This is a genomic window from Cyclobacterium plantarum, from assembly GCF_011290685.1.
In the GTDB taxonomy this organism is placed as follows: Bacteria; Bacteroidota; Bacteroidia; order Cytophagales; family Cyclobacteriaceae; genus Cyclobacterium; species Cyclobacterium plantarum.
In genome coordinates this window covers 1-26454 of record NZ_JAANYN010000015.1, presented here as the reverse complement: position 1 = coordinate 26454, position 26454 = coordinate 1, and the positions used below count along the sequence as shown (strand labels likewise).

At 41.1% G+C, this 26454-nt stretch carries 20 protein-coding genes; 1 reads left to right on the top strand and 19 read right to left on the bottom strand.

Going from position 1 to position 26454, the window contains the following annotated elements; translation table 11 throughout:
* Positions 1-41: 41 nt before the first annotated feature.
* From G9Q97_RS22500 to G9Q97_RS22415, 18 genes are all read right to left on the bottom strand, one after another.
* Positions 42-1430 carry a sulfatase gene (locus tag G9Q97_RS22500; RefSeq protein ID WP_246255832.1) on the bottom strand — a complete coding sequence of 463 codons (1389 nt, stop codon included), beginning with the start codon at positions 1428-1430 and terminating at the stop codon, positions 42-44.
* A gap of 66 nt (positions 1431-1496) precedes the next feature.
* Positions 1497-1799: a hypothetical protein gene (locus G9Q97_RS22495; RefSeq protein ID WP_166151161.1), complete on the bottom strand. Its 303-nt coding sequence runs from the start codon at positions 1797-1799 to the stop codon at positions 1497-1499.
* 184 nt (positions 1800-1983) lie between these two features.
* Complete coding sequence (locus G9Q97_RS22490) at positions 1984-2190, bottom strand: type II toxin-antitoxin system VapB family antitoxin (protein WP_166151159.1); 207 nt, start codon at positions 2188-2190, stop codon at positions 1984-1986.
* A 173-nt stretch (positions 2191-2363) separates the two neighbouring features.
* A complete protein-coding gene (locus G9Q97_RS22485) occupies positions 2364-3461 on the bottom strand; it encodes a hypothetical protein (RefSeq protein ID WP_166151157.1) in 1098 nt (365 codons plus the stop codon).
* Between the two features lie 24 nt (positions 3462-3485).
* Positions 3486-4865: an FAD-dependent oxidoreductase gene (locus G9Q97_RS22480; protein ID WP_166151155.1), complete on the bottom strand. Its 1380-nt coding sequence runs from the start codon at positions 4863-4865 to the stop codon at positions 3486-3488.
* A gap of 63 nt (positions 4866-4928) precedes the next feature.
* Complete coding sequence (locus tag G9Q97_RS22475) at positions 4929-6380, bottom strand: RagB/SusD family nutrient uptake outer membrane protein (RefSeq protein ID WP_166151153.1); 1452 nt, start codon at positions 6378-6380, stop codon at positions 4929-4931.
* 40 nt (positions 6381-6420) lie between these two features.
* Positions 6421-9741, bottom strand: a complete 3321-nt coding sequence (locus G9Q97_RS22470; RefSeq protein WP_246255831.1) for a SusC/RagA family TonB-linked outer membrane protein — start codon at positions 9739-9741, stop codon at positions 6421-6423.
* A 133-nt stretch (positions 9742-9874) separates the two neighbouring features.
* On the bottom strand, positions 9875-10927 hold the full coding sequence (locus G9Q97_RS22465) for a FecR family protein (RefSeq protein WP_166151151.1): 1053 nt from the start codon (positions 10925-10927) through the stop codon (positions 9875-9877).
* A gap of 77 nt (positions 10928-11004) precedes the next feature.
* Entirely contained in the window at positions 11005-11679 is a 675-nt protein-coding gene (locus tag G9Q97_RS22460; protein WP_166151149.1) for an RNA polymerase sigma factor, read from the bottom strand.
* A gap of 182 nt (positions 11680-11861) precedes the next feature.
* Positions 11862-12188 (bottom strand): FAD-dependent oxidoreductase, encoded by a 327-nt coding sequence (locus G9Q97_RS22455; RefSeq protein WP_166151147.1) that lies wholly within the window; start codon positions 12186-12188, stop codon positions 11862-11864.
* A 96-nt stretch (positions 12189-12284) separates the two neighbouring features.
* Entirely contained in the window at positions 12285-13391 is a 1107-nt protein-coding gene (gene rhaT, locus G9Q97_RS22450) for an L-rhamnose/proton symporter RhaT (protein ID WP_166151145.1), read from the bottom strand.
* 127 nt (positions 13392-13518) lie between these two features.
* Positions 13519-13854: a glycosylhydrolase-like jelly roll fold domain-containing protein gene (locus G9Q97_RS22445; protein WP_166151143.1), complete on the bottom strand. Its 336-nt coding sequence runs from the start codon at positions 13852-13854 to the stop codon at positions 13519-13521.
* 129 nt (positions 13855-13983) lie between these two features.
* On the bottom strand, positions 13984-15270 hold the full coding sequence (locus G9Q97_RS22440) for an L-fucose/L-arabinose isomerase family protein (RefSeq protein ID WP_317168805.1): 1287 nt from the start codon (positions 15268-15270) through the stop codon (positions 13984-13986).
* A 349-nt stretch (positions 15271-15619) separates the two neighbouring features.
* Positions 15620-17110: a sulfatase family protein gene (locus G9Q97_RS22435; RefSeq protein WP_246255829.1), complete on the bottom strand. Its 1491-nt coding sequence runs from the start codon at positions 17108-17110 to the stop codon at positions 15620-15622.
* A gap of 153 nt (positions 17111-17263) precedes the next feature.
* Complete coding sequence (locus tag G9Q97_RS22430; protein WP_166151139.1) at positions 17264-18793, bottom strand: RagB/SusD family nutrient uptake outer membrane protein; 1530 nt, start codon at positions 18791-18793, stop codon at positions 17264-17266.
* A gap of 27 nt (positions 18794-18820) precedes the next feature.
* Complete coding sequence (locus G9Q97_RS22425; RefSeq protein ID WP_166151137.1) at positions 18821-22255, bottom strand: SusC/RagA family TonB-linked outer membrane protein; 3435 nt, start codon at positions 22253-22255, stop codon at positions 18821-18823.
* Between the two features lie 157 nt (positions 22256-22412).
* Complete coding sequence (locus G9Q97_RS22420) at positions 22413-23528, bottom strand: FecR family protein (RefSeq protein WP_166151135.1); 1116 nt, start codon at positions 23526-23528, stop codon at positions 22413-22415.
* 158 nt (positions 23529-23686) lie between these two features.
* On the bottom strand, positions 23687-24280 hold the full coding sequence (locus G9Q97_RS22415) for an RNA polymerase sigma factor (RefSeq protein WP_166151133.1): 594 nt from the start codon (positions 24278-24280) through the stop codon (positions 23687-23689).
* Between the two features lie 404 nt (positions 24281-24684).
* On the opposite strand from G9Q97_RS22415, the gene G9Q97_RS22410 reads away from it, so the two are divergent.
* A complete protein-coding gene (locus G9Q97_RS22410; RefSeq protein ID WP_166151131.1) occupies positions 24685-25791 on the top strand; it encodes an aldo/keto reductase in 1107 nt (368 codons plus the stop codon).
* Positions 25792-25814: 23 nt separating this feature from the next.
* Here the strand turns inward: G9Q97_RS22410 and G9Q97_RS22405 are convergent, their stop codons facing one another.
* Positions 25815-26360: a hypothetical protein gene (locus tag G9Q97_RS22405; RefSeq protein ID WP_166151129.1), complete on the bottom strand. Its 546-nt coding sequence runs from the start codon at positions 26358-26360 to the stop codon at positions 25815-25817.
* Between the last annotated feature and the right edge of the window lie 94 nt (positions 26361-26454).

The window sequence follows — 26454 nt, the reverse complement described above, 5'->3', positions numbered from 1 at the left end:
TGGGGTTTGAATTGAATTCATTTCTGAAAACACTAAATCCCCTACTCACTTTGCTCCGCTTTTTGTTTTCGAAAATAGTCATTGTTGTCATAGCGGGATGCCGCTGCCCATTTTTCGTTTATTTTGGGTAGATACTGTGACAACTCCGATTTTATGGATGAATATTTTTCTTCTCCAGCCACATTGTACCACTCGTTCGGATCCTCATTCAAGTCATACAATTCCTCGGAACCATCCTCATAGCGGATGTAGCGATAATCCTGGCTGACAACCGCATGGTTATTCCGGGCCCATGTGGTGATGGCAGGGGTTGCCCATTTACTTTTGGGGTCTTTTAAGAGTGGATAGATGCTTTTGGCTTCCATATGTTGGGGTTTGGGGAGCTTGGCCAGGTCCGTAAGCGTCGGATAAATGGAGAATAACTCCACCGGTGCATCTACACGCTGGTTTTTTGGGATTCCGGGACCCGCAAAGATCAGGGGGGAGATGGTGGCCCTGTTCCAGAGTGCAACTTTGGCAAAGGTGCCCTTTTCTCCCAGCCGGTAGCCATGATCAGACCAGAGTACCACAATGGTGTTTTCCGCATGGGGACTTTCTTCCAGGGCATTCAACAACTCCCCAATATAGTGGTCAACAAAAGATACACAGGCAAGGTAGGCATGAAGTATATTTTTCCATTGCCCGTTTTTTTTGGCCCATTCCGTCGTAGGCATCATGGGTAAATCATCAATTTTCAAGGCTATCTGTGGCAGGTCATCCCTGTCATTTTTAAGGTATGCCGGGTAATGGATCTTTGTTGTGTCATAAAGATCGAACCATTTTTGAGGTACATGCCATGGCACATGAGGACGAAGGAAACCCACGGATAGGAAAAAGGGTTGATCATATTCTTTTTGAATCCTTTCAATGGCCCATTGGGCCGATCGATAATCCGGCATCTGATCGTCCCTTTCGGGGAAAGCCCCCCAGTCCGTGGAGGTGCCATTTTTATCCCAATGGAAGCTTTGTGCCGGCTTGGGACCAAAACCGCTCTCCCTCCCGCCGCTTTCATCCAATAAGCCGTCGGGCGCATGGTTATGAAAAATTTTTCCAACACCCATGGTATGGTACCCAGCATCCTTGAAATATTGGTGTAGCAAGGTGATTTTTTGGGTGGCCTCGTTCGTCTCCTTGATTTGGTTGTCCCCGATAAACCCATAAATACCGGTGGTGGAAGGCCTAAGCCCAGTCATGATGGCCGTTCTGGACGGACTGCACATGGGAGCCTGGCATTGGGCGTTGGCAAACAAAACACCCCGGGAAATCAGGCGGTCTAGGTGGGGGGTAATGGCATCCGGATGGCCCATACCGCCGATAAAATCGTTGAGATCGTCGACGGAGATCATCAGGATATTGGGTGGTGAAGCTTGCCGGGCCTGTAACCAACCCATATTTAAAGCAAGTAGGAAAATTAAACAGGAAAAAACAGGGTTGGCTTTTTTCATTACAGGCAAAATTCAGATCAATTCCATATGGTAAAGCACCAAAAATAAGAGCAACAGGTTTAGTACTGTCCTTAAAATAGTAAATAACCAGTTCCTACGCATATTTTTTTCTTCCTCGTCATTCAGGACCTGGTAAAAAAGTATGCCTATCAGAGTAAAATTAATAGTCAAAATAAGTAATGACAGGTACCCCACCCAATGGGGCCAGTTCAAATATACCATCATACCATTGAGTACGTAGGCAGTCATGGTCAGGACACTCGTATTGCTATGCAGTTCCCTGGGATGAAAAAAGGATATTGGATGGGCTTCCATGACATTAATTTGGATAAAAAATTAGGGATTATCAAGGCAGGAGCCATAAATTTGAGCTAAGCCACAAAAATAAGCTCAAGGCCAAACACTCTGCCATTCTCAAGAAGTTCCTGGCAAACATTAAAGTATTTGGGATTTCCTTTCAGGTATTCAATCCAGATGGAAGTATCGAACACAACACCTCTCATTCGCGATTCAAGTCCCGTATTTCCTTCGCAGCGTACCTAAACGCCAATGGTTCATTCAAAACCGTGGCTCCCAATTGCTTGATTTTTTGGGTTCTGATGTAAGCAATTAAAGCGATTTTTACCGTTTCTGTGATTGTACCTGCCTTGGATAATTCCATGTCTTCCGCTATCAACTCGTCAGGAATAATGGCTGTAACTTTCATAATAATAACTTTTTACGAAAATACGATAAAGTATCGTATTACTACCTATTGTTAAAAGGCAAATTCTAAACAATCTAGACCCACAGGATTTTACTTGAATAGGTGGAGCTTTACGCGATTTAACTCTAACAATAGAAAAAGACAACGGTCTCCCTTAGGCACCAGGGATCCCTTTAATGATCAGGACTGCTGCCCTGCTTCTCCAGAAACTGTAGTACCTGACGCTCCACAAAACTGTTTTCATGGGGTATCATTCCGCCAAGTGCTTCATTTAAATTGGCCGAATTAATCCCATGCTCTGAATATAATTTCAGCAACTTTACCAGCTGCGGACCATTCATCTGCTTTAGGTTCGGCAGTGATTGTTCAACCACTGCTGGCCTTAAATGAGGTGCTTCAGCCAATTTATTAAAAATCAGGTTTTCTATTCCAGCGTCTACCTTTCCAATGAGTTGGAAGAGACTGGTTTGTAATTTCTCCGATTCCAATTGACTGCTGGTAAGTGTATTCAGCAAGAGGTAGGACTGGAAATATTCATCCTCAAGTAAAATTTTAATTAATCCATCTAGCACCAAATCATTCAATTCCGGGAGTAAGGCAAGCCGTTCCAATGCCCAGGTTCTGTCAGTCTGATCGGTACTTTGCAGGATCTTTGTAAACAAATGCGGATCAAGGCTGCTTTCTGTCAGACCTATAACCTGCTGTTGAACCGGGCCATGGACGACATGGTATAATTTATGGGTAGTGTAGGCAGCTCCGGGCACCACATATTCCAGCACATCCTTTGCCGTAGCTCCTGATACCCCATCTACTGAATGGCTTGCCGTGTCCGTATGGTTGATTAAATCCTCAAAGGCATAATCTCCCAATGGCAGAAAGGGATCTGCAAGCAGTTGATGCAATTTTTCGTATTCTATTGCTGAAAAAGGATCATGGTCATATTTGCTCAGGAACTCGCCATCATACAGCTCAAAACCCAGGTACCTGCCGGTAATGTTCCAGTACACCCTTATTTTTAAGGGACGACACTTGTTGTCAAAGCATACGCCGGTGTGCAAATCCATAAAATAATTCAGTGGAACTCCTACAGTTCCGTCTTTCTGAAGCATTTCCTGTCGGTACAGAGAATCGTTGATAGGTACGGTGACCAGGCTGGAAGAATCCGCTATGGTTATGGTAGCAGGTTGAAAATACCTGATATCCTCCTCTTTTCCCAAGAAAAACAGGACCAATGAAAGCCCGATCAAAAATCCCTTTACCCAATGGATCATGTAGCTCTGCTTTGTAGGTTTTGTTTAAGCTTCCGGCACAATACCTCCATGCACCTTTAGCATATTTTTCAACTCATCAAGGGGGACCTTGGCCGGGGTAACCTTGTGTTTGATGGCCAAAACGGCCGCTGCTGCCGCTGCCTGTCCCATGCCCATACAGGATGCCTGAACCCTCAATGCTGAATTGGCCAGGCGATCACTACTCAGACAACGTCCTGCGACCAAAAAATTCTGGCTGTTCTTGGGTATCAATGCCCGGAGTGGAATGGTGGCCACAATGTCCTCTTTGAGAAATTCCTGATAAATGGATTCCCCATCTCTATGCAAATCAATGGGATAAAAGGAATAAGACAAGGAATCGGGAAACACTTTTCCTGAAACATAGTCCTCATGAGTGACCTTATAAAGTCCGTCGATCCGGTAGGTTTCCCGAACGGCTGTTTCAGTCTGCGCATCCATTAATTTTAATTTTTCACATCCCGGAAATGTTCTCAATTTCCTTATCAGGTTTAATAGGGAAGCCCGGCCCTCCATGTTCGCTTGGGTATGTAATGCTGCAGTTGACGAGTCGGCCCCATGCACATAGACATAATTATAGGGCACAGTAGGAGGAAAATTATTCACTGAGGATTCCACCTTCACCTCATCGTTGATGAGCATATTTTGTCTAAGTCTACCATGGTATTCCTTCGGTATTTTGGAAAGGTCCAGCGAATCGAAATCGTACCCCCCAATCCGAAAGATAAAGGACCCTGGTTGTGTATCTTTCTCTCTCAATAGGTCAAATCCAGCAATTGAGGCGGCGGCGGCATTACCGGAACAATCGATGATCTGATCACAAATGATTTCATTGGCAACTCCTTTTCCGACTGTTTTAACCGTCCATTTTCCATTGGTGAAATTAATGGTTGTAGGCGCTTCATAAAAGTGAATATCCACTCCAGCTTCCGTGCACTTTTCCTCTGCCAGCAGGGCATATAGGGCTTTATTTACCGTTACCTGATGCCTCCAATGACGAATGGTATCATTGTTGGGAATGATGGAGAAATTGGGCAGGATATCATCGTTTAGTTTTACCGCTTCCATCACCAGCTCCCATCCAATTCCCCCGATAATCTGCTTTCCCCAGGCATGAAATATCCCGGGGAAGGATACCCCTCCGGTGGTAGTGGTCCCTCCCAATTGGCTGCCGCTTTCAATCAGGGTGGTTTTGGCTCCTGCTCTTCCGGCTTGTATGGCTGCCACAACTCCTGCAGTCCCCCCTCCGACAATCAAAATATCGGTTTCAATTTTTTGCTTTTTGATGGTATAGGGTGCTGCCAGTACATCCCCTTTGGAAAGTTGTGGAGCGGTCAGTCCTACTGATATCGCTCCCATCCTGGCAATCATTTCTCTTCTTTTCATCTTTTATTGGGTTAGTATAAAGGCCTGCCAGGTTTTGAAAACCTGGCAGGTTTGCTATAATAATCAATAGCCGGGGTTTTGGTCTGTTGCCGGATCAATGGCACCATTGAAATTGGTTTCCTGCAAAGGAATGGGCCAAAGGTAATGTGCCTCCGCAATTTCCAATCCCTTGTTTTTAAGGATCATTTCCTGGGCTCTACCGGTTCTCTTCAAATCCAACCACCTTTTCCCTTCAAATTGGAATTCATAGGCCCTTTCCTGCAAAACAGCATCCAGGAAAGCTTCAACTTCATTCTGGTTAAACTGGTAGTCTACCGGAGAAGGACTTTGGGTGGAAAATCCATAAGCTCTCCTTTTGACTTGATTCAAGGCATCAATTGCATCTTGTCCTACAGTACCTGCTGACCTGGCTTCTGCTTCTGCAAAGATCAACAACACTTCGGCATACCTGTAAATCGGCAAGTCATTACCGGCACCTAACCGGTCTACCGCATTGGGGTCCACATACTTACTACTGACTAATGTAGTTGGTCCTAATCCAAAGTCAATCTGATCCCAGAGTTCCTTTCTGATATCACCGTCTTCCCATTCTGCATAGAATGGGTTCGTGGCATCACTGTAATGGGCATATGCTCCCCCGAAATTAAAATAACCCGTACTGGGATGGTTAAGCACAAAAAGCATCCAATTCCCTTGCCCCAATTCCCTGGCATATTTAAAGTAAAATATTTCCTCGGAACTTGTCATTAGTTCCGGACCAAAAATATTTAACTGAATATCTTCTTTGTTTGTTATGGGAACCAGGGAATACTTGTTTGACTGGATAACTTCCAATGCCTTGTTTCTGGCATCCTCATACCTTTCCAGAAAAAGATATACATCCGCTAAAAGTGTTTTAGCTGCATAAACGGTAGGTCTTCCCAGGTCTTTGGGATTTTCCGGAAGATGACTTTCGGCATCCAGCAAATCCGCCAAAATCAACTCATACACTTCCTGTTCAGAACTTCTCGGCAAATCTATTTCCAACATGGTTTCTTCGGTTCGAAGAGGAACTCCGGCCCAATTGCGCACCAGGTCAAAATAACTTAGGGCTCTCAGGAATTTTGCTTCGGCAACATACAGATCAATATTTTCCTGACTAATATTGTCGCCCTCAGGAGCATTGGCAATTACGAGATTTGCGTTTCTGATGGCCTGATAAAACGAATCCCATCTAGATCCTGCCGTATTGATATTTGTAGGGTTTAGGCCGGCAAAATCATTGTATTGAGCCCTACTGCCCCTTCCGTATCCCCAATCTGTATGAGCGTCCAAAATGGCGATTTGCTCCGCTCTGGTACTTCTTAAGGGTGAATAAATGGCATTTACAGCCGTTTCCACCTCTTCAGCAGTATTGTAAAACACCTCAACTGCCACAGTCTTAGGCTCCTCAATTAGCAATTCTTCGCAGGCCAACAGTCCCCCAAAGGAAAGAATCAAGCCAAATTTCACTAAATATGTATGGTAAGATTTCATGATTTCAAATATTTTTTTTCAAAATAAGGTCTAATTGGTATCAAAACCCCAGTCTAACTCCAGTGGTAAATGATTTTGGAATTGGGTAACTGTAATGATCTATTCCTTGCTGGGTACCTGCTCCCCTGGAATTCACTTCGGGGTCCCACCAGGAATAATTGGTCAGGGTAATGAAGTTTTGGGCACTTATATAAATCTGAGCGCGTTTAAAGGTATTGCTTCCAAAATTACCCAATGGCAAACTATACGCTAACTCAATATTTCTAAACCTTAAAAAAGAACCATCTTCCACAAACCTGTCAGATACCCTGGCAGCAGTATTTCTACTAATCCTTGGGTACTTGGCATTTGGGTTTTCGGGGCTCCAGTGATCATAAAAAACTTCTCTTGGCATATTTAATCCCTGGCCAAAATCAAGCGTACTTGGAATGGAACTAACATTGAATATATCATTTCCATGTGTTCCCTGGATGAAAAAACGAAATTCAAAATTATTATAAGTCATGCTTGAATTCAACCCATATATGAATCGAGGGTTGGGGTCACCAATATAGGTTTTATCATTATCGTTAATATTACCATCATTATTTAAATCAACGAATTTGATTTGACCATTCTCATTGTAACCATCTTCTACGTATCCATAAAATTGCCCAATTGGTCTGCCTTCCCTTAAAATGGTCAAGTTATCGCCCACCACCAGTACATTCACAAATGCTCCTAAAATATCTTCTCCATTGTGTAAACTGATGACCCTATTTCTGTTGAAAGCAATATTACCATAAAGGTCCCACTTAAACTGACCTGTCAGGACCTTGGCATCTACACCAAACTCTACGCCTTTATTCTGCACCTGGCCAACATTCTGCACGGTAGTAGTAAAACCCATAGAGCTTGGTAATCGAACTGTATTCAACAAATCTCTTGTGTTTTTGATGTAATAATCCGCATTAAAAATGATTCTATCGTCCAACAAACCCACATCCAAACCGATATCCAATTGCTCTGTAGTTTCCCATTTCAAGTCACCGGGAAGCACCGTACTTGGGGCGAAGGTATTGTAAAGCTGGTTGCCAAATATGGTTCGGCCAGGACTCAACTGATTGAGCGTTGCATAGGGACTGATTGCCTGGCTACCTGTCATCCCCCAGCTTGCTCTAAGCTTCAGGTCAGATAGGACGGAGGAGGTGGAGATGAAATCTTCTTCCGAAATTCTCCACGCCACAGCTCCTGAAGGGAAGTAACCCCATTTATTCCCTGGACTATACCTGGAAGAACCATCCGATCTGAAGCTCACAGTGAAAAGGTATTTATTATCATAGGTGTAATTAACTCTCCCCAAATAGGAAAGCAATGCCGAATAGGAGTACCCACTACCTGGAATTCCAGGTGTTTCTGCAGATCCGAGACTGTAGGTCTCAAATGCATCACTTAAAAAACCAACACCACTCGCACCCAAAGAAGTATTTAGAAAGTCTTGGAAGGTAAATCCAATCACTGAATTTATCTGGTGCCTATCAGCAATTGTCTTGTTGTAACTTAGGGTATTTTCACTCAATAGGCTTCTAAACTGCCCAGTATTTACGCTTGCCCTCCCCGGAGAATTGAAAAAATTTCTGGTTGTGTAGCTATCTTCTCTATCATCCCTATTTTCAATACCTCCTGATATCCTTAAGGTCAGTTCCTTTGTAGGCTGGTATACAAAGGCCAGATTAGATAAAACTACATTGGCCTTGATTTCATTGTGCTGTTCATTAATGAAATTTAAAGGGTTAATGATATCAGGAGCTACAAAAGGAAACTCATTTGCCAATACATTATAAGAACCATCCTCGTTATAGGGTTGGGATATTGGTGCCGCCATTATGGAAGAACCGATCATAGAAGTACCTCGATGTCCTCCACCACTATCTCTCCTTTCCGTTTTCAAGTGGGTTAGGGTGTTGTTAAAATCGATTTTGATCTTTTCACTAATTTTATGTGTTATGTTGGTCCGAATGGAGTATCGGTTATAATCGCTTCCTTTGATTATCCCTTCCTGTCCAAAGTAGCTCCCTGAAATAGCATATTGCGTTTTACTATTCCCTCCACTTATATTTAATGATGTATTGAGGATAGGAGCGTTTTGAAACACCAAATCTTGCCAATCATATCCTTCTCCGAAATCAGCCAGCTCCTCCTGTGTGAAATAGGGTGGGATGTTATCATTGGATGCCTGCATATTTTGTAGCTCCGCATATTCACGGCCATTCATAAGATTCAGCCTTTTGCGCAGTGATTGGATGCTGTAGCTTGATTCAAAATCTACCTTGGTTGTACCTTCTTTACCTCCTTTAGTGGTTATTAAAACAACTCCATTGGCACCTCTGGAACCATATATGGCAGTAGCCGAGGCATCTTTAAGTACCTCAATACTTTCAATATCAAAATTATTCAAATTTGTAGGGTTTCCAGAAAATGGAAAGCCATCAATAACATATAAAGGCTCATTTCCTCCCTGAATGGAATTGGTACCTCTAATACGAACACTAATTCCACCTCCCGGAGCTCCGGTATTCTGGATCACCTGAACCCCAGCAGCCCTTCCGGAAAGGGCTTGCATCACATTGGAAGTTGGAAAAGCATTGATTTCTTCTGATTTCACCTGAGAAACGGCTCCGGTCAAATCACTCTTTTTTACCGTACCATAGCCTACTACTACCACCTCTTCAAGGGCGGATTCGTCCAGCTCCATCTGAATATCAATGCGGGATTGATTGGTAACTGTTATCCTTTTGGTCTGGTATCCAATAAAAGACACTACCAAAACAACTCCTTCATCGACCTCTATAGAGAAATTACCATCTATGTCCGAAACTGTGCCTATCGAGGTGTTTTCCACTGTAATCGTAGCACCCGGAAGGGGATTACCATTTTCATCTACCACTGATCCCGTCACGGTAATATCGTCCTGTGACTTTGGTATTTCCTCTGCTCTCTCTACCATTGTCACATTGAGGTTGTTGTTTACCTGCTTAAACCTCAATGCCGATTGGGAAGAAATTCTCTGTAGAAATTCATATAAAGAAATTTTCTGCGCTTCCATGGTAAATGAAGCCTTATTGCTTAGGATGGACTTGTCATATACCAACTTAAAGCCTGATTTTCTTTCTATTACATATAATACTTCCCGGATATTGGCATTTACCAGTTCAATATCGATAGGTTCATCCAACTGATACTGTGTCCTGGAAAAGGTAAATTCACCAACGGATGCAAGATTAACCTGAGAGAATCCAACGCTCGTCAAGAGGAGGAGCGTGATCATACCAAATAAGGGTTTCCCTATTTTGGTGCGTAGGAACTGTAAGAATTTTTCCATAATTATGGGTTTAAAGATATTAATAGATTGTTAATTGAAGCAATTCACTGAATTCCGGACGGTCCAGTAGGAGAAACAGGTTTACAATTTTATATTTTGATGATTTGACCTTCCAATTGATATTTTCCTCATGCTAATTAACTTTTAGGATTACGTTTTTACCTTGTATTTTGTAGTCGATATCATAGACAAACTTCAATCCGATCAGGATATCATCTAATTTCTGGTCCTGATAGCGGCCGTTTACTTTCCATTTCTGCTTTGTGTTTCCATATACCTGGAAATCCACCCCATACCATCGCTCCAATTGTTTGATGAAGTTTTCGAATCCCGAATCCCTGAATATCAAAATACCGTCTTTCCAGGCAGTAACGGCCTCCCTATCAAATTTTGACCTAAAGGCTTTCTTTTGATGCTTGTCAAAATTAAGCTGTTCCCCTGGTATTAATATTTCATTATCGAGATCCTGATGCTCTTGAAAACTCACCCTTACTTTTCCGGTAACCAGGGATATGGATGAAGAAGGGTTATAATCAAAGGATTGAATATTGAAAGAAGTACCCAACACTTCTGCTTTCAGCCCGCCAGCTTGTACAATAAAAGGCAAGGTATCATTGGGTACCACTTCAAAAAAAGCCTCACCCGTCAATTCCACACTCCTGGATGTACCCAAAAATTTCTTGGGAAACCTGAGCGTACTTTCATGGTTCAAATGAACCAAAGTGCCATCCGGTAGGGTGATCTTTGATTTTTTTCCTCTTGGATTGTGAAATTCTTTCCATTCGATCCCTACACTCTCAGCAGGGATAATCTGATTTCTGAAAATTTCTTCCATAAGGACAGAAGATAAAACCATCAATACCAAAATGGCAGCAATACGGAACCATTGTTTTTGCCAAATGGGAAAATATCCCCTTTGTGGTGGAAAGGAGTTGGAATGGATAGGCTCCCTGGCAATAATTTTACCCAAAAGCAAATTCAGCTCCTCTTCAGAAAGGCTTTCCTGTTTAAAATCCAGTCTTTCTATAAATTCCCTTGCCTTATATACTTCCTTTAAATGCACCAGGTTTTCCTCCATCCATTTCTCCCAGAAATAAGCATTTTCTTCATTGGGTTTTAATACCCAATCCCTGAAATCCTTATTGGAAATTAAAAAACTGAAAATATCCGGTTTTTCTTCCTTCACAGTAGTAGCTTGTTTAATAGTATAAGGGGAAGAAACGGGAAATGATACCGGCTTTTAAAAAAAAAAAATGATTTTTTTTAATTGGAGGAATTAAAATAAAGGATTATCATTTGGCCGACAATAAAAGACATCATGATTTTTCTAATATTGGCCAAGCCTTTATAGATTAATCTTCTTGCGGATGAAGTGTGTGAAAAATCGAAAATATCAGCTATTTGTTCATAGGAAAACCCTTCATAATAAAAATAATATATGGCTTCCCTTTCCTTACTTTCCAAAGATTTAAGGGCCTGCTCCAGGTTCAAAAGCTGATCCTCTTCCATTTGGTTCTGGATATATATCGCCTCATGGGACAACTCAACAGGGAATTGAAAATAGTTGAAATTTTCATTATTTCTATTTTCCTGTTTGATTTTTTCCAGATCATGAATCACTCTTCTTTTAAAGGATTTCATCAGATAAAACTTGATGGAAGAAGTATTTCCCAGTCCGGACCTTTTTTCCCTCAAATAAACAAAAAAATCCTGGAGGCAATCTTTTACTATCTCATGATCAGAGGTGAACTGACACCCGTAATTGTACAGGATATTGGCATAGGCACTGTAAATGTGGATAAATGCCGCTTCCTCTCCAGCCTTAAAGGAATTCCACAATGCCTGATCTTCCTTTTTATATGCTGCTTTTCTAAAAGGATCATTTTTTTCACTCCCCTTAGCATGGTAGGGTGATGTCCTTATTTTTTGAAAAGTCATGCTATATGTGGGTTAAATGTTTTTGGATTCTCCGGTTAATAATACATAATTTTTTAATTAAAAAAAACTTGAAAACAGCTGGATGAAAATAGAAAAAATAATATACCCCATTTTTGTCCCCGCAACTCCATAGAAAAAGACCCCATACAATCAATGATGCACTTTTAAAATGGTTGGTTATTTCAAGGATGTACCAGCTCCCATCCTATTCCTCCGATAATCTGCCTCCCCCAGGCATGGAATATCCCGGGGAAGGACACCCCTCCGGTGCTAGTCGTCCCTCCCAATTGGCTACCACTTTCTATCAGGGTGGTTTTGGCTCCTGCTCTTCTGGCTTGTATGGCTGCCACAACGCCGGCAGTTCCCCCTCCGACAATCAAAATTTCGGTTTCAATGTTTTGCTTTTTGATGGTATATGGTGCTGCCAGCATTTCCCCTTTTGTAAGCTGCGGGGCGGTCAGTCCTACTGATATCGCCCCAATTCTGGCGATCATTTCTCTTCGTTTCATCTTATCTTGGGTTTGTATAACGCAGACCTTCAAGCTTCAAAAACCTGGAAGGTCTGCTACAATTATCAATAACTGGGGTTTTGGTCTGTTGCCGAATCAATGGCACCATTGAAATTGGTTTCCTGTAAAGGAATGGACCAAAGGTAATGTTTCTTTAAAATTTCCAATCCCTACTATGAATACCGACAAAATAATGATAACAATTCCTGATGCTATGGTCCACTTGGTTTTTGCTGAAGTTTCTTTCCACTCTTTTCGGTAAAAGCCCCAAAAATTAGCAGTTAAGATTATGGTTGACATATGGAGTATCCATGAACTTGCACCATTACCTAGTTTACTTTCGCCCATTCCGTAAAAAAAGAACTGTAAAAACCAGATAGTTCCCGCAATTGCTGCAAACATATAATTATTAAATAAGGAAGTTGTTTTATTCAAAAAATCTTTATGTGTACGGTTTTTTAAGCTCAAAAATGTTGTCCAAATAAAGTTGGTGGCAAAACCTCCCCACAAAATTACTACAAAACTAACATTGTTTTGATAAAGCGGGTTAAACCCTGCCGCCACAGCGGCATTTGCCAAAGGTTTTCCAGCCTCAATTCCATAGTTGAAAAATGCACTGAGAATACCGGAAATAATGGCAATTATCAATCCTTTCACCAGGCTAAAATCCTTTATACTTTTTCTTTTCTGTTCTTCCGATAGTTCCCGTTCTTTCATCATACCAGCCTTTCCCGAGACAGCAATACCTGTCAGGCAAAGAAGGACACCTAATAATACCAAACGGCCTCCGGTACTGTTTATCATATCAGTAAATGAAACTTTCCCAACAGCAGGGTATAAATTGTAATATATTGATGGAACCAAGGCCCCAAAAGCTGCTGTAAAACCCAAAACGACGGAACTACCCAAAGACATGCCCAGGTACCTTATTCCCAGGCCGTAAGTTAATCCTCCAATGCCCCACAAAACACCCATGAAAAAAGTAAGATAAATAATACTCATTGAAGAACTACTGATAATTTCCATAAAATCAGGAACTGTAAGCCAAGCCGCCAGAGGAGGCACTATTATCCATGAAAAAAGACCTCCTACGATCCAGTAACTTTCCCAAGCCCAACCTTTTACTTTATCAAATGGCATGTAAAAACTACCTGCGGAAAATCCACCTATTGAGTGGAAAATTATTCCAAAAATTGCTTGCATTGATTAGTGAATTTTGAATTTGGTTAAGGTACAAAAAACAAGCATAGCCTGGGTGATCTGAGGCTTTTTGTACGGCTGAAATAGCTCAAAGACATACTATTTACATAGGTTTAGGCTTGCATTGACACTAGAATACTTCTGCCTCTAAAATAGTAACCGGCCCCAATAAACCTGATGGTTCCAATGGTATTTCGTCAATCGGTCTGCCTCTATAATCATGTTTCAAATCGATGTTGGTGGAGGTGAATTTCTTTTTATTGGGTAAAATCTGGTCACCTGCTACACGATTGTACCATGAATTCACCACTTTAATTTCAAGGATATTGTCGCCTTTTTGTTGTGCATCGCTAATTTCTACCAGAAATGGCGATGTCCAGACGATGCCTTTGTCTTGTCCATTTATTTTTACCTCGGTAATACCTACATCTTTTATGATTCCAAATTGCAAATATTTCGTGAGCAAATTTTTAATATTAATAAATGACTTCAAAATACGCCAGTAAATTTTACTTTAATGTGTCCGGAAACCTTTACTATTTTTCCACATTTATTCTGATTTTTTTTCCTAGTATTCAAAACTTTGCTGTAATAATTAACAAATTTTTACCACGTCGATATTCAATATTTGACCCAATTTTTCAATTTTGTCAGCAATATGCCCAAGTCCAATAGCACAATGATGTGCTGGGCCCCGTTTCGACCATTGATTCATAAACATTTTAGCACCAATAGGGAATTTATAGCGGCTATTGGTATTTCCGATTTGCAATACAGGCCCCGCAACTGATTCCCCTTCTGCAGTTAAAAAAAACAAACCTTCTGTTCCTTCCACCACAGAGAGTAAAGTCACCGGTCCGTTTTTAACGTTCATTTGAATGGATAAACCTTTCCCGGGCTTGCCATGATAAACGGGCAGTGGAACCAATTTTACTTTTTCCTCGGCAATGGCGGGATGTGCAGGACCATCGTGACCCAGATAGATGGCGTCATCTTTAAAATCCATCAGGTAGAATTCAGAAAAGGAGCCTCCTGCACCAAATTCAGCCATTATTTTCATGGCCTGTGCATTTTTTACCTCACATTCTCCCGCTACAGGAATGTTTTTCCCGGTTAATAGGGTATTGCCAGCTATTACCGATGTAACTATATTTTCGTAATCGTTTCCGGATTCGCCTTCATAGTAGTATGCAAGTGCACCAAGAGTGTGGGTTTCTACTAACTTATCTAGTGCTACTGATGTTCTCGCTGCCCTTTCAATCTCACTTTTCTCACACTCAGTTGAGACCTCAAAAGAGTTTGTAAATTCTTCTATTTTTGAAAGCACTTCCCCTTCTAAAGCTTCATCCCGGAATTTTTTTACTTCACACATTTCCAGCAATTCGATGTGCGTGCCGAATACAGTGCTTTGTTTTGTCAGGTCGGTATATACATCCAACATTCCACCGTAGTAATGCCCAAGAACTCCAAGCCGATTGTTTCTCATTTTCGCAGCAACGCATGCCGCCTCCGTCCACACTTTTATTTCCGACCAGGCTTGTTCATCATTTAAATATCCTGTCACAAAATCGTATTGGATTCCAGACCGGTTAAACACACTTGCAATTTCCGGCACTGAACAAGATTGACAATGTTCCAACCAGACACCGGTCATTTTTCCACGGTCATTAAGGGCATTAAACTTTTCGTAATCTAATTGGGGAACAGGTTGAAGATTTAAAATAACGATTGGTGCCTTTACTTTTTGCGCTATGGGTAATACGGTTGACGACAAAGCATAAGTTGAAACATACAGAAAAACAATTTCTACATCCTCCTTCTTTAGCAAGTCAGCCGCTTTGCGTGCTTTTTCTGGAGTATCTACCATTCCGGCATCTACCACTTCCAATCCAAAGCCAATTATTTTAGTTTTAATTTGTTCCTGGTACCCATTAAGATTGTCGAGCAATCCCTCAAATTGTGACCAGTAGGTGTCAAGTCCAATTCCAAATAGTCCGACTTTTATCATATCTGATTATAATAAACTATTTTTAAATTTCATTTCCAATTAGTATCGGTCCCATACTGTGATCAACCTATTAGTCTGATGGTAGGTTTAGCAGAATCACGAAAATAATGTGGTCAGGCAATGAGGCTAACGACAGGTATCAATTGTTAAATTTATTGAACTTTTAAACAAACAGGAACAAAAAATGCTCCAAGGATGGGTAAATCAATACATCAAACCTAAGTTAATTATTTTTGAATCCCGGACTTTGCACTTTGGTCTCATAATTTTTATAGGGAATTTCATGCCCCCTTTCGGTGTTCACTTCATAGCCCCAAATGCTTAAATATTGTTCTTTGGGTAGAAACATATCACCCCTCTCTTTAAGTTTGGCCTGGAGTGTTTCATCAAGTTTACTTTGAATGTCCCGGTAATTTAAATTGTTAACCAAATTCTCCATCTGATAAGGGTCTTTCAAATTATCATACATTAGCCATGGTTGGTCCTGGTTTCGTACATAGGTATAGCGTGCCGTTCTTATGCCTCTATAAGGGATCCCTTCGTGGTAGCCGGCAAACGGATAAACGCTCATTATCAAAGCAGCCCGATCATCCTCCATGTTGTTATTTGAGATAAAATCTGTAAGGTCTTCTCCCTCAATTGATTTGGGTATGGCTACTCCTGACATGGATAACAAAGTTGGTAGGATATCGGGCGTATTAATTGGTGCATTGACCTCATACCCTTCTTTCCCGTAAATAGCTGGATAGCTAATTAGAAAAGGAACACGAATAGACTCATCCCAGGGACGCTGTTTCTCTTTGGATGGCTCACCTTGTGAACCCAGCATTTCTCCATGGTCTGCTGTAAAAACTACTATTGTATTTTCTGCTTGACCTGTCTCCTCAAGCGTCTTCATTAAATTACCTATACAAAGGTCCAGTGCCAGGATATGGGCATAATAACCCTGAGCCTCTTTTCGAGCTTCATCTTGCCTCCATTCAGGCACATTAGGACGGAGTTTTATGGAATCTAAAGGATATTTTTCTTTTAATTCAGCAGGCGCTGTATGGTGCGGAAAATGTGGTATACCATAGGATATCATAAGTAGAAATGGTTGCTCATCGGTAGAAGTGGTCCGGATGTAATCTTGAGCATCTTTGGTCTGAGCATAGGCATCATAACCTTCCCACTTAAGCTTTGTAGTGTCCTCATTCGCATAATAAAAAGAATTGTTATAATCGTGTGTACATTCCAGTGCTTTCCAATACTCAAACCCTTGGCGGCGGTTTTTAGGAATAAAACTTTCCCTACCATGCCCGTCCAGATGCCATTTCCCAATGTATCCTGTTTTATATCCTGCTTCCTTAAAGATTTCAGCCATGCAAAGTTCCTCACTTGGCAAGTACAAATCATTCATAAACATTCCTGTACTCAGTGGAAAACGACCCGTCATGAGTGCCGCTCGGTATGGAGTACATACAGGACTTACAGCCACTGCATTTTTAAAATTAATTGCACTGGCCGCTAGCCGATCCAGGTTTGGGGTATCTGCATTTGGGTCTCCACTGTAGCCCACAGCCTGGGCCCGTAGTTGATCTGCAAGAATATATATTATATTAGGTTTTGTTGATTTTTCAGAAGCTTGATTACTATTTTGAGTACACATACTCAGCATAAGAAAGCAACAAATCATTAGGTATTTTTTCAATATGGATAAGTGCTGTGCCATCATTTCTTGTGAATTTTAAACTTTCAATTGAACTCATTTCTACTTTTATCTGCAATACTGAAACCAGTAATCCTATCATTTATGTCAAACTTAACCTGCTGATTTCAGATTAGCCGGAAATTAATTCTTTGTCTGGTTTTCAAGCTTTCTATTTGATTAGTCAGTTGGATTCTGATCGATAAATGGAGCTAAATTCAGTTCCCCGCTTGGTATTTGATACAATAATTTATTTGGCGTCATCACCCAGCAGGTTTCATCATAGGGAAGAAAATTTGGCGGAGGTGTTGTTGGATTAGCTAATTCCACCTGGCCATAGGCTGACATCACTTCTATCGCCTTGCCAGTTCTCAAAAGATCAAACCATCGATGATTTTCAAAGGCCAATTCAACCCTTCTTTCATGGGCTATTGCAGTGCGAAAAGCATCCTGATCTGGTAAATCTGTAGGTGTTAGGTCAGGCAAGTTGGCCCTGGATCTGATTTCATTTAAATAGGTAAAAGGCAATCCGGTATCATATGCCTGCTCATTGATGGCTTCAGCCAATAAGAGGAGTGCATCTGCATACCGATAAATTGGCCAGTTATCCGGTGTAGTAGCAAAATCCGGATCAACATCATTGTCGTATTTCTTCACATAAGGTACTGAAAGCGATCCCCTGTCAAAAAATCCGATTGAAACATCTTTTCTAAAATCATTAACTTCATACGCATTGACCATATCCAAAGTGGGAATATTTCTACCTCCACCATTACCTGGCCCAAGAAAAACAGTCCCTCCGGAACCTACCGGTGCAAATTGATAAATAAAATTACTAGCCTCTCCAGCTGTGCCATCTAAATACTGCACTTCAAATATTGACTCCTTACTATTTTTCATGGCCGGATCAAAAAGATCCGCATAGTTGGGAAGAATTTCAAAAAGATCGGAATTCACTATATCTTCCAGTTCTCTTTGAGCCAAGCTGTAATCGCGATTATCGGTACTTGTCATATATACTTTTGCCAATAACATTTTAGCTGCATAACTGGTAACACGCCCGCTGTTGCTTCCGGTATAACTTGGATCTAATGCGGAAATTGCGAATTGAACGTCTGTAATAATAGACTGGTAAACTTCAGAAACAGGGCTCCGTTCAATGGAAAATGCTTGTTCCGCTGTGGTTATAGGTTCTAAAAGCAATGGAACATCCCCCCAGTATTGAACCGCAATAAAATGAAAGTAGGCCCTGAAAAACCTCAATTCACCTTCTAATCGCTGCGCCAAATCCGGATTGATATCTGCTGTTTCCAAATGGAATAGGGGTACATTACAATCCTTTATGGCATTATAAATACTGTTCCATGGACCGGCAATGGAATTGGCATCGGAAGTTTCTTTAAACTGATCTAAAAAACCAAGTTGGGCAGCTCCCCCCAATGATCCCTGATCGTTCTCATTGTCATAAGTTGTATTATCAGATCTACCCTCCTGTAAAACATGTGCACTCAAAGTAAAAGTTTGAAGGTCTCCATATACAGCATTTGTTGCCTGAATAAAATCATCATCTGTTTGATAAAAGTCAGCCTCAGTAGTATAATGATTGGGTGTAACGGTTAAGAAATCTTCACTACAACCAGAACCAAATAGTAAGGCAAGTACAAAAAACCTTATTGTTTGTATATTCGATTTAATAGTATATTTTTTCATGATTAATTGAATTTTATTAATAAATGATCAAAGCGTTATACTAGCACCTATTGTAATGGTTCTGGGTACAGGGTATGCAAAATTGTCGACACCAATTCTGCTTGGTGTACCACCGTTTTGACTTACCTCTGGATTATAACCTGTATAATTAGTAATCTTAAATAAGTTTTGAGCACTTAGTGTAAACCGAACATTGGAAATAAATTCAGTTTTATCGATTAATGATGGAGGTAATTGGTAGCCAAGAGTTACATTTTTTATCCATAGGTGATCACCGTTCTCCACATATACATTTGACACAAAGTGTTGTCCCGGATAGTAAATAGCAGGAATACGTCCAGCTCCCGGGTTTTCGGGAGACTTCCATCGTGTCAGGAATGCCTCATCTACATTCCATCTTCCAACTTCATTATACGATGCTTCATAAAGTGCATTGGCTATCTGATAGCCAAATGAGCCGGTCATTAATATAGAAAGTGAAAGATTTTTATAGATAAATTGATTATTAAATCCAATAACAGTTCGGGGATGCGGATTACCAATATTGGTTTTATCTTGAGCATTAATAATTCCATCATTGTTTACATCTCTATAGATATATGCTCCGAAATCCTTAGCACCAGGATATCCATATAGATCAGGGTTATCCAGTTGTTCCTCGGTATTGAAAATACCATCTATTTGATATCCCCACAAAGATCCTACAGGTAATCCTTCCTCCGTAATATTATCTCCGATAGTAATCCTTTCAATCTGTTCCGGCATGGAGGTGACCACATTTCGAAGTAATGAAACGTTTAGATTACCATTCCACCTAAAAGCGTTAACCTGGTGGGTTCCTACAGCCTCAAAATCCCATCCCTTGTTAAGCATTTCCCCAATGTTGATTCTACTGGATGAAAAACCCGAAGCCTGTGGCACTGAAACATTAAATAACATATCCTCAGTGGTTTTTTCATAGTAGTCCACTTTTAGCCCGAATTGATCATCTAAAAACCCTAATGATAGTCCAATATCAAATTGCTTAGATGTTTCCCATTTCAAATTTTCTGAACCAAGTGACGCAAGGGCTTTTCCGGTAACTATTGCGCTGTTTAAGACATAGTTGTAGTTGTTGTTCAAGTTATTCAAATTAGGAATAGATAAGATTTGGCCATATTGGTCAAAATCACCAATGGCACTATTGCCGGTAATTCCATAACTTGACCTGATCTTCAACTCGTTAATAAAAAAATCTTTGGGGTAAAAACTTTCTTCTGAAACTCTCCAACCGACAGAGGCAGAAGGAAAATTCCCATATTTGTTTTTAGCTCCAAATCTGGAAGACCCTTCTCGTCTGAAATTCACTTCAGCAAGATATTTACCATTAAAGTCATAATTTAACCTTCCAAAAAAGGCTGCAAGCGCCCAATTGCTACGATCTGTAACTGCAGCTGATACCTGAGACGCTTCCAGGAAATTGATGTTATTGTCGTTGGGAAAATTGGAGGCATTGATGGAGGACATTTCCCCTGATTGTTTCTGTGAAGTATACCCTAATAATGTGCCAAATGAATGCATGCCTATCATTCTATCATAACTTAAGAGATTATCAAATCCCCAATTTGTAATATCATAATTTACGTTCGAGGCACTGTTGGTTAGTGGAGGCCTTCCACCATTGCCAATCGCAGGACGTCCCACAGTGGTTGGGATAAATACATTATTAGTAGTGGTCAATAACCTACTATAAACCCGTGGTCTGAAATGTAATCCTTCAATGATTTTAATATCTAAATTCATCCCGGCATAAATGTCTCGACTTATGGTTTGATCTTTAGTAACTTTAGACTTAAACAATGGATTAGCGAATGAAAAATATCCGGGAGAATCTCCATCAATATATGGAACAAGTTCACCGTTTTCATCATAGGGTGATTTCAACGGGCTTAAGGTCATAGCTGTCATAGAAATCCCTCTTGGTCCCAATTCAGGCGTTTCATTACTTTCAGTGTGTGAAACAGATAAATTGGCTCCCGCACTCAACCAATCATTAAATTTACCATCAACATTTGTCCTTAGCGAATATCGTTTGAAATTGGTGTTGGGCAATAATCCATCCTGATCCAAGTAGCCAGCTGAAACAGCGCCTCTAAGCTTTTCATTTCCGCCTCGATAAGTAAGATTATGGCTCTGAAACCGGGCATCTGAACCCTCCTGAAAAACTTCATCCTGCCAATTCGTTCCTGGACCATAATTGGGATCAGCCAAAACATCGAGGTAAATTTGAGGAACTGGATTGGATGTATTATTTCGAGCATTCAATTCCTGAATTCGCTCCACGTTATATTGTGCATACTGCTGTGCATTTAAAAAGGTAGGCCTCCAATTTTGAGGGAGATAGTTATATCCCCCACTTACTGTATACTCAACCTGGCCCTGAGCTTCTTTAGCTCTAACAGTTTCTATCAAAACTACTCCATTGGAACCTCTGGCACCATAAATTGAAGTAGATGCCGCATCTTTAAGTACAGTGATTTTTTCAATATCGTTTGCGCTTAAACTGGATGGAATATCACCCACTGGGTTTCCGTCAATTACAACAAGGGGAGATACACCGGCATTGATTGAACTAAGGCCCCGAACTTGAATACTGGGAGTTGACCCTGGAGCTCCGTTATTGTCTCTAACAGTTATTCCAGATGCTCTCCCTTGTAGAAGTTGACCTGGTTGAGATAATGGTAAACTTTTTAACTCAGAGGTATTTACTTCAGAAATAGCCGAGGTAACCTTGGCTCTTTCCTGGGTGCCATACCCTGTAACAACTACCTCTTCCAATGAAGATTGGTCTTCCCCCAATGTAACATTAATAGTATTTTGCATCCCAACAACTATTGATTTGGATTCATATCCTATATAGGAAAATACTAAAGTTGCATTTTCCGGAACGGTTATAGAATAATTCCCATCAATATCTGTTACAGTTCCAGATGTGGTTCCACTTACAGTAATAGATGCCCCAGGCAAGGGTTCCCCGTTCTCATCGGTAACCCTTCCGGTTATGTTAATCTCCAACAATGCTTCAACATTTGCGACACGCTCCAACTCTTTTTCCTGCTGAGGGACTTTCCTGACATGAATATTCCGGTTAACCTGTTTGAAATACAAACCCGTTTGCCGGCCAATTAAGGATAATAAGTCATAAACCGTCTGGGTTCCCCCGGCAGTAGTGACCCTTGGAGTACCTTTTAATTCCTTATCTGTATACACAAAACTAAACCCGGTCATTTTCTCAATGGTGGAAAATGCCTTTTCGATTTTGGTATCTTCAAGGGTTAAGGTGATCATTACTTCTTCAATATCCTTGATCTGTGCATTGCCATTCCAGGCAAACAGAAAACTCATAGAAAGGAATTGAATCAGAAACGCATAGGTAAATAGTTTGGTCATGCGTATAACATGTAATAGTATAAGATTTTTCATACCTTTACTTTGTTTGTTTTAAAACTATAATGAATGGTTTTGAATAAACATGCCCCGGAATTCCGTTAGCTAGTTTTTCCGGAGATTGATTTGGTCGGGGATGTTGGCGCATTCCCGGCCTTTCTTAAAATTGGGGTTATTTCATAGGCAAATTTTCTTATTCTTTAAATATGATTTTTACATCTTCCTTATCAATTGTGAAATCAAATCTTGCCGAAAACTTCATTCCCTCCAGTACGTTTTCCAAGGTCTCGTCCTGAAATTTTCCCGAAAGCAATACCTGGTTGAGGGGCCTGTTTTTTATTGAAATCTGGACCCCGTACCAATTTTCCAGGACCCTAATGGCCTCCATCAGTGGCGTTTCCCGAAAAATGATCCTTTTTTTTGTCCATCCCATCACCAGGTCCTGGTCAAAGCCTGTTTTTTCCAACCGGTCCTTTTCCGTATCGATTTTTAAGGCTTCTCCCGGAAGTAAAGTGATTGGCTCTTCCATAAGCCCATCCCTGTTTATGGCTACCTTTCCGGTCAGCAGGGATACGTCCAGTGTTTCTCCCTCGTAGGCCTTGATGTTAAAACTGGTGCCCAAAGCAGTGGTGGTGGTCTGCCTGGAATTGACGATAAAGGGCCTCAGGGAATCCCTGGCTACACTGAAAAAAGCTTCTCCTCTTAATTGAACTTCCCTTCTGCCCTTTTCAAAATTCTTAATATACCTTAATTCACTCCCGGAATTCAAGATGACCAGCGAGCCATCACTCAGGGTAAGATGAGATTTTACCCCTGGCACGGTCTTATGCTCTACAAATTCCAACACGGGTGGATTTTCTTCCTGAATAACTGTGGTCGACACCAGCCAACCTGAAAGGTAGCCCAGGCCAATGGCCATGGCCAGGATACAGGCTACCCTGACACTGAATTTGGCAAAAGGTTTATAACGGATTGAGCCGTTTGAAGCCCCTCTTTCCAAAGTGCTGTAGGAATTGATAGGGACAACTTTATCCTTCTTTATAGACTCATTCCCCTGATAGGCTGCTGACATTTTGAAATCAATATGCTTCCAAATCTCCGAAATCTCCGCATCCGAAAGTTTGGGTTGATTTTTGGTGTTCAAGCTGAGAATAAGTGCACGCGCTTTTTTGGCTTCATTGTATTTGGAAGGATTTTTGGCCAATAATCGCTCCCAAAAAATATTCGATGTTGCATTGGGTTGCATCACCCATTTTTTGAATGATGGGTCCAAAACAAAATCCTCTGCGGTATAATTGGAAATATCCATTTTAAAACAAATTCACCCACATAAGTCTTGACATTTAAAAATCTATCCTATACCTGAAGAAAAAATTTTATTTTTTCAGAACTAATAGGTATAACAGAATTTGATTAATACTATGCTAATAAAAAAGGGAATAAATGTGGATTTGAAAATGAATCGGGTTAAAAAAGCAAGTAAAAAAACCAAACCAATACCATGCGCTTCTTTAAATTAGCCAGGGCCTTCCAGGCAAGTGTATAAACAGATTGCACATTGATTCCCATGATCTTAGAAATGTCTTCATAGGAATGATTTTCATAATACAGCAGGTGGATCACTTCTTTTTGCCGGGATGGGATTTGACTAAGGGCATTATTAAGACTGATTTTTTTTTCTAAAGACATAAAGGATGCTCCTGCGCCTGTCTCCTGCTCCACTTCTGTTTCCAGGTCCGTGTCCAGGTGGCCATACCGTTTTTTATCCTTGCCTACCTCTTTGTGAATTTTATTGCTTAGGCATTTAAATAGGTACAGTTTAACATTATCAGTGGCTTTTACGGTATGTCTGTATTGCCAGATTTGTAAAAAAACTTCCTGTATGCAATCTTTTACCAAACTGCGGTCCCCCTTAATGGACATGCCCAGCCTGAAAAGTTCCCGTGTGTATTTTACATACAAGGCTTCCATTCCAGCCCTTTCATCATTTGTGATTTGCATCCAATAAACCACATCATCGGCATTTTGGTCAGGCTTTGTATAATCATTTTCTTGGTACATGTAAAGTAATCCGGGTTTATTGCCATCTAAAATACGTACAAATCAATGAATTTAAAAAGAATTTGGTGTTTATTGCTCAAATGTCAGTAAATACCAATATTATTTCCAACTCAATCAAAATGATATTTTTATGTTCCCAACAAAATATTTACTTTTAAGGACGATGGTACCATCCCCAACAGTCCACTACCTCTGCTGGGAAAAGAAAGTGGGTTAGTGAGCATTTGGTCCAGATAATGTTGCCTTGCAAGTTCATATACCGTAATTTTACTTTGACAGGTTAATAATTTATTTTCCATCGGAAAAGAAACGGCATTAGGTCCTTACTTCCCTACGGATTTGGGTTTTAACTTGAACCGTAATATCAAAAAACCGGAAGGTTTACTGATTGAAAAAATAACCAAATGAACAGCAGAAGAAATTTTATCCAAAAATCCCTGCAGGTTGGTTTGACAGCTGGAATGGCTACCAACCTACCCGGATTTGGACTTACCAACCCAGAGAATACGAAAGAAAAAATGAATAGAATTAAAGTTAATTTACCAGCCAACTTTGGCCTTGGAGGCGTAGCCATAGGCAATGGTTTCAGACCGACCACGGATGAGCAGGCACAATTGGCATTAGAAGGTGCCTGGGAGGCCGGCGTCCGGTTTTTTGACACTTCTCCCTGGTATGGATTGGGTTTAAGCGAACGACGTTTTGGGCGTTTTCTACACAATCAAAAACGAGAAGATTATGTACTGGCCACAAAGGTCGGCAGGATATTAAAAGCGACCAAGGGCGCACCAACAAACAACTCCTGGAAAAAGGCCTCTCCTTTTGATTATGAGTACGACTACAGTGCTTCAGGGGTGCGCAGGTCTATAGAGGACAGCTTGCAAAGAATGGGCATCAACAGTCTGGATATTGTTTTTATCCACGACCTTTCTCCTGAAAATGGAGATATGAAGGACAATTGGATGGAATATTTCAAAGTGGCAGCCAAAGGTGCCATGCCCGAACTGACCAAAATGAAGGAGGAGGGATTGATCAAAGGTTGGGGCCTGGGAGTGAATCGCATAGAACCTATACTGGAAACCCTTAAAGTGGCGGATCCCGACGTATGTCTTTCAGCAACCCAATATTCGTTAATGTACCATGAGGATGCTCTTGACCGTTTGTTTCCCCCTTGTGAAGAAAAAGGAGTGGACATCGTGGTAGGTGCTCCCCTGAATGCCGGTTTCCTGGCTGGCATAGACCGGTACAATTACTGGGGAGAAATGCCGGAAGGCTTTAAGGAAAAGCGGCGACAAATGACGGAAATCGCCAAACGGCACGGAATCGACCTTATCGCCGCTGCCTTGCAGTTTTCTGCGGCCCCTTCGGTGGTTTCTGCCGTGATTCCCGGGACCCGGTATCCGGACCAGGCGAAGGCCAATGTGGCGGCAATGAAAGTGAAAATACCTCAGGCCTTTTGGGAAGAACTGGTAGAGAAAAAACTGATTTCGGAAAAAGCACCCTGGCCTGCATAAATGACCTGCTACGGTGGTAACATTTAGTACTTTTGGTATAGATGCAAAAGGGCATACATAAAATCAGGCCCTCCTGTGATGGCTTCATAATGATCGTGTTGATTGGTGGCCATTGGCAGCGGATTTCCATCTGCAAGAAATAAATCGATCCCTAACCAGGCAAAGTAATCCGCCCGCCTGAGATACTTTTCCGCTCCTGTCAATTGATAGGTATTGATCATATGCTCCACCACTTTTGCAAAGGCGTCGGGTTTTTGCAATTCATTTTCATCAGCGGTAATTTCAGTCAGCTCGTATAGGATGGCATACAGGGATCGATCCTCTTGAGGATTGGCACCCCCCAGAGACCTGTCACTTTTACGAACACCCTGAATCTCACTAAAATTTTCTATTGATCCAAGGGTCATTCCGAACCTGTCAAGTGCTGCTGCAAATAGTGGCGATTGCAAATCACCATAGTTATCCCTACCTTTTTCAATCATGGCATCCGCATATGCCTGTACCATTTCCAAGAGCCTGGCCTTTTTATTCTCTTCTTTGGAAACAAAGGAATACAGACCCAGAATCAATAAACCTGAAAATAGAATTATTGAACTAGGCGTATGATAAATAAAATTCTTTGTAAGGGTATGGTGGTTTTTCTACCATTCTTTTCATGAGGTT

What these genes read in the sequence shown, in the direction of transcription:
- G9Q97_RS22475 (WP_166151153.1), bottom strand. Translation starts at nt 6,380, where the DNA reads ATGAAATCTTACCATACATATTTAGTGAAATTTGGCTTGATTCTTTCC.
- G9Q97_RS22495 (WP_166151161.1), bottom strand. Translation starts at nt 1,799, where the DNA reads ATGGAAGCCCATCCAATATCCTTTTTTCATCCCAGGGAACTGCATAGC.
- rhaT (WP_166151145.1), bottom strand. Translation starts at nt 13,391, where the DNA reads ATGCAAGCAATTTTTGGAATAATTTTCCACTCAATAGGTGGATTTTCC.
- G9Q97_RS22435 (WP_246255829.1), bottom strand. Translation starts at nt 17,110, where the DNA reads ATGATGGCACAGCACTTATCCATATTGAAAAAATACCTAATGATTTGT.
- G9Q97_RS22470 (WP_246255831.1), bottom strand. Translation starts at nt 9,741, where the DNA reads ATGGAAAAATTCTTACAGTTCCTACGCACCAAAATAGGGAAACCCTTA.
- G9Q97_RS22500 (WP_246255832.1), bottom strand. Translation starts at nt 1,430, where the DNA reads ATGGGTTGGTTACAGGCCCGGCAAGCTTCACCACCCAATATCCTGATG.
- G9Q97_RS22460 (WP_166151149.1), bottom strand. Translation starts at nt 11,679, where the DNA reads ATGACTTTTCAAAAAATAAGGACATCACCCTACCATGCTAAGGGGAGT.
- G9Q97_RS22420 (WP_166151135.1), bottom strand. Translation starts at nt 23,528, where the DNA reads ATGGATATTTCCAATTATACCGCAGAGGATTTTGTTTTGGACCCATCA.
- G9Q97_RS22490 (WP_166151159.1), bottom strand. Translation starts at nt 2,190, where the DNA reads ATGAAAGTTACAGCCATTATTCCTGACGAGTTGATAGCGGAAGACATG.
- G9Q97_RS22425 (WP_166151137.1), bottom strand. Translation starts at nt 22,255, where the DNA reads ATGAAAAATCTTATACTATTACATGTTATACGCATGACCAAACTATTT.
- G9Q97_RS22410 (WP_166151131.1), top strand. Translation starts at nt 24,685, where the DNA reads ATGAACAGCAGAAGAAATTTTATCCAAAAATCCCTGCAGGTTGGTTTG.
- G9Q97_RS22455 (WP_166151147.1), bottom strand. Translation starts at nt 12,188, where the DNA reads ATGAAACGAAGAGAAATGATCGCCAGAATTGGGGCGATATCAGTAGGA.
- G9Q97_RS22485 (WP_166151157.1), bottom strand. Translation starts at nt 3,461, where the DNA reads ATGATCCATTGGGTAAAGGGATTTTTGATCGGGCTTTCATTGGTCCTG.
- G9Q97_RS22430 (WP_166151139.1), bottom strand. Translation starts at nt 18,793, where the DNA reads ATGAAAAAATATACTATTAAATCGAATATACAAACAATAAGGTTTTTT.
- G9Q97_RS22480 (WP_166151155.1), bottom strand. Translation starts at nt 4,865, where the DNA reads ATGAAAAGAAGAGAAATGATTGCCAGGATGGGAGCGATATCAGTAGGA.
- G9Q97_RS22415 (WP_166151133.1), bottom strand. Translation starts at nt 24,280, where the DNA reads ATGTACCAAGAAAATGATTATACAAAGCCTGACCAAAATGCCGATGAT.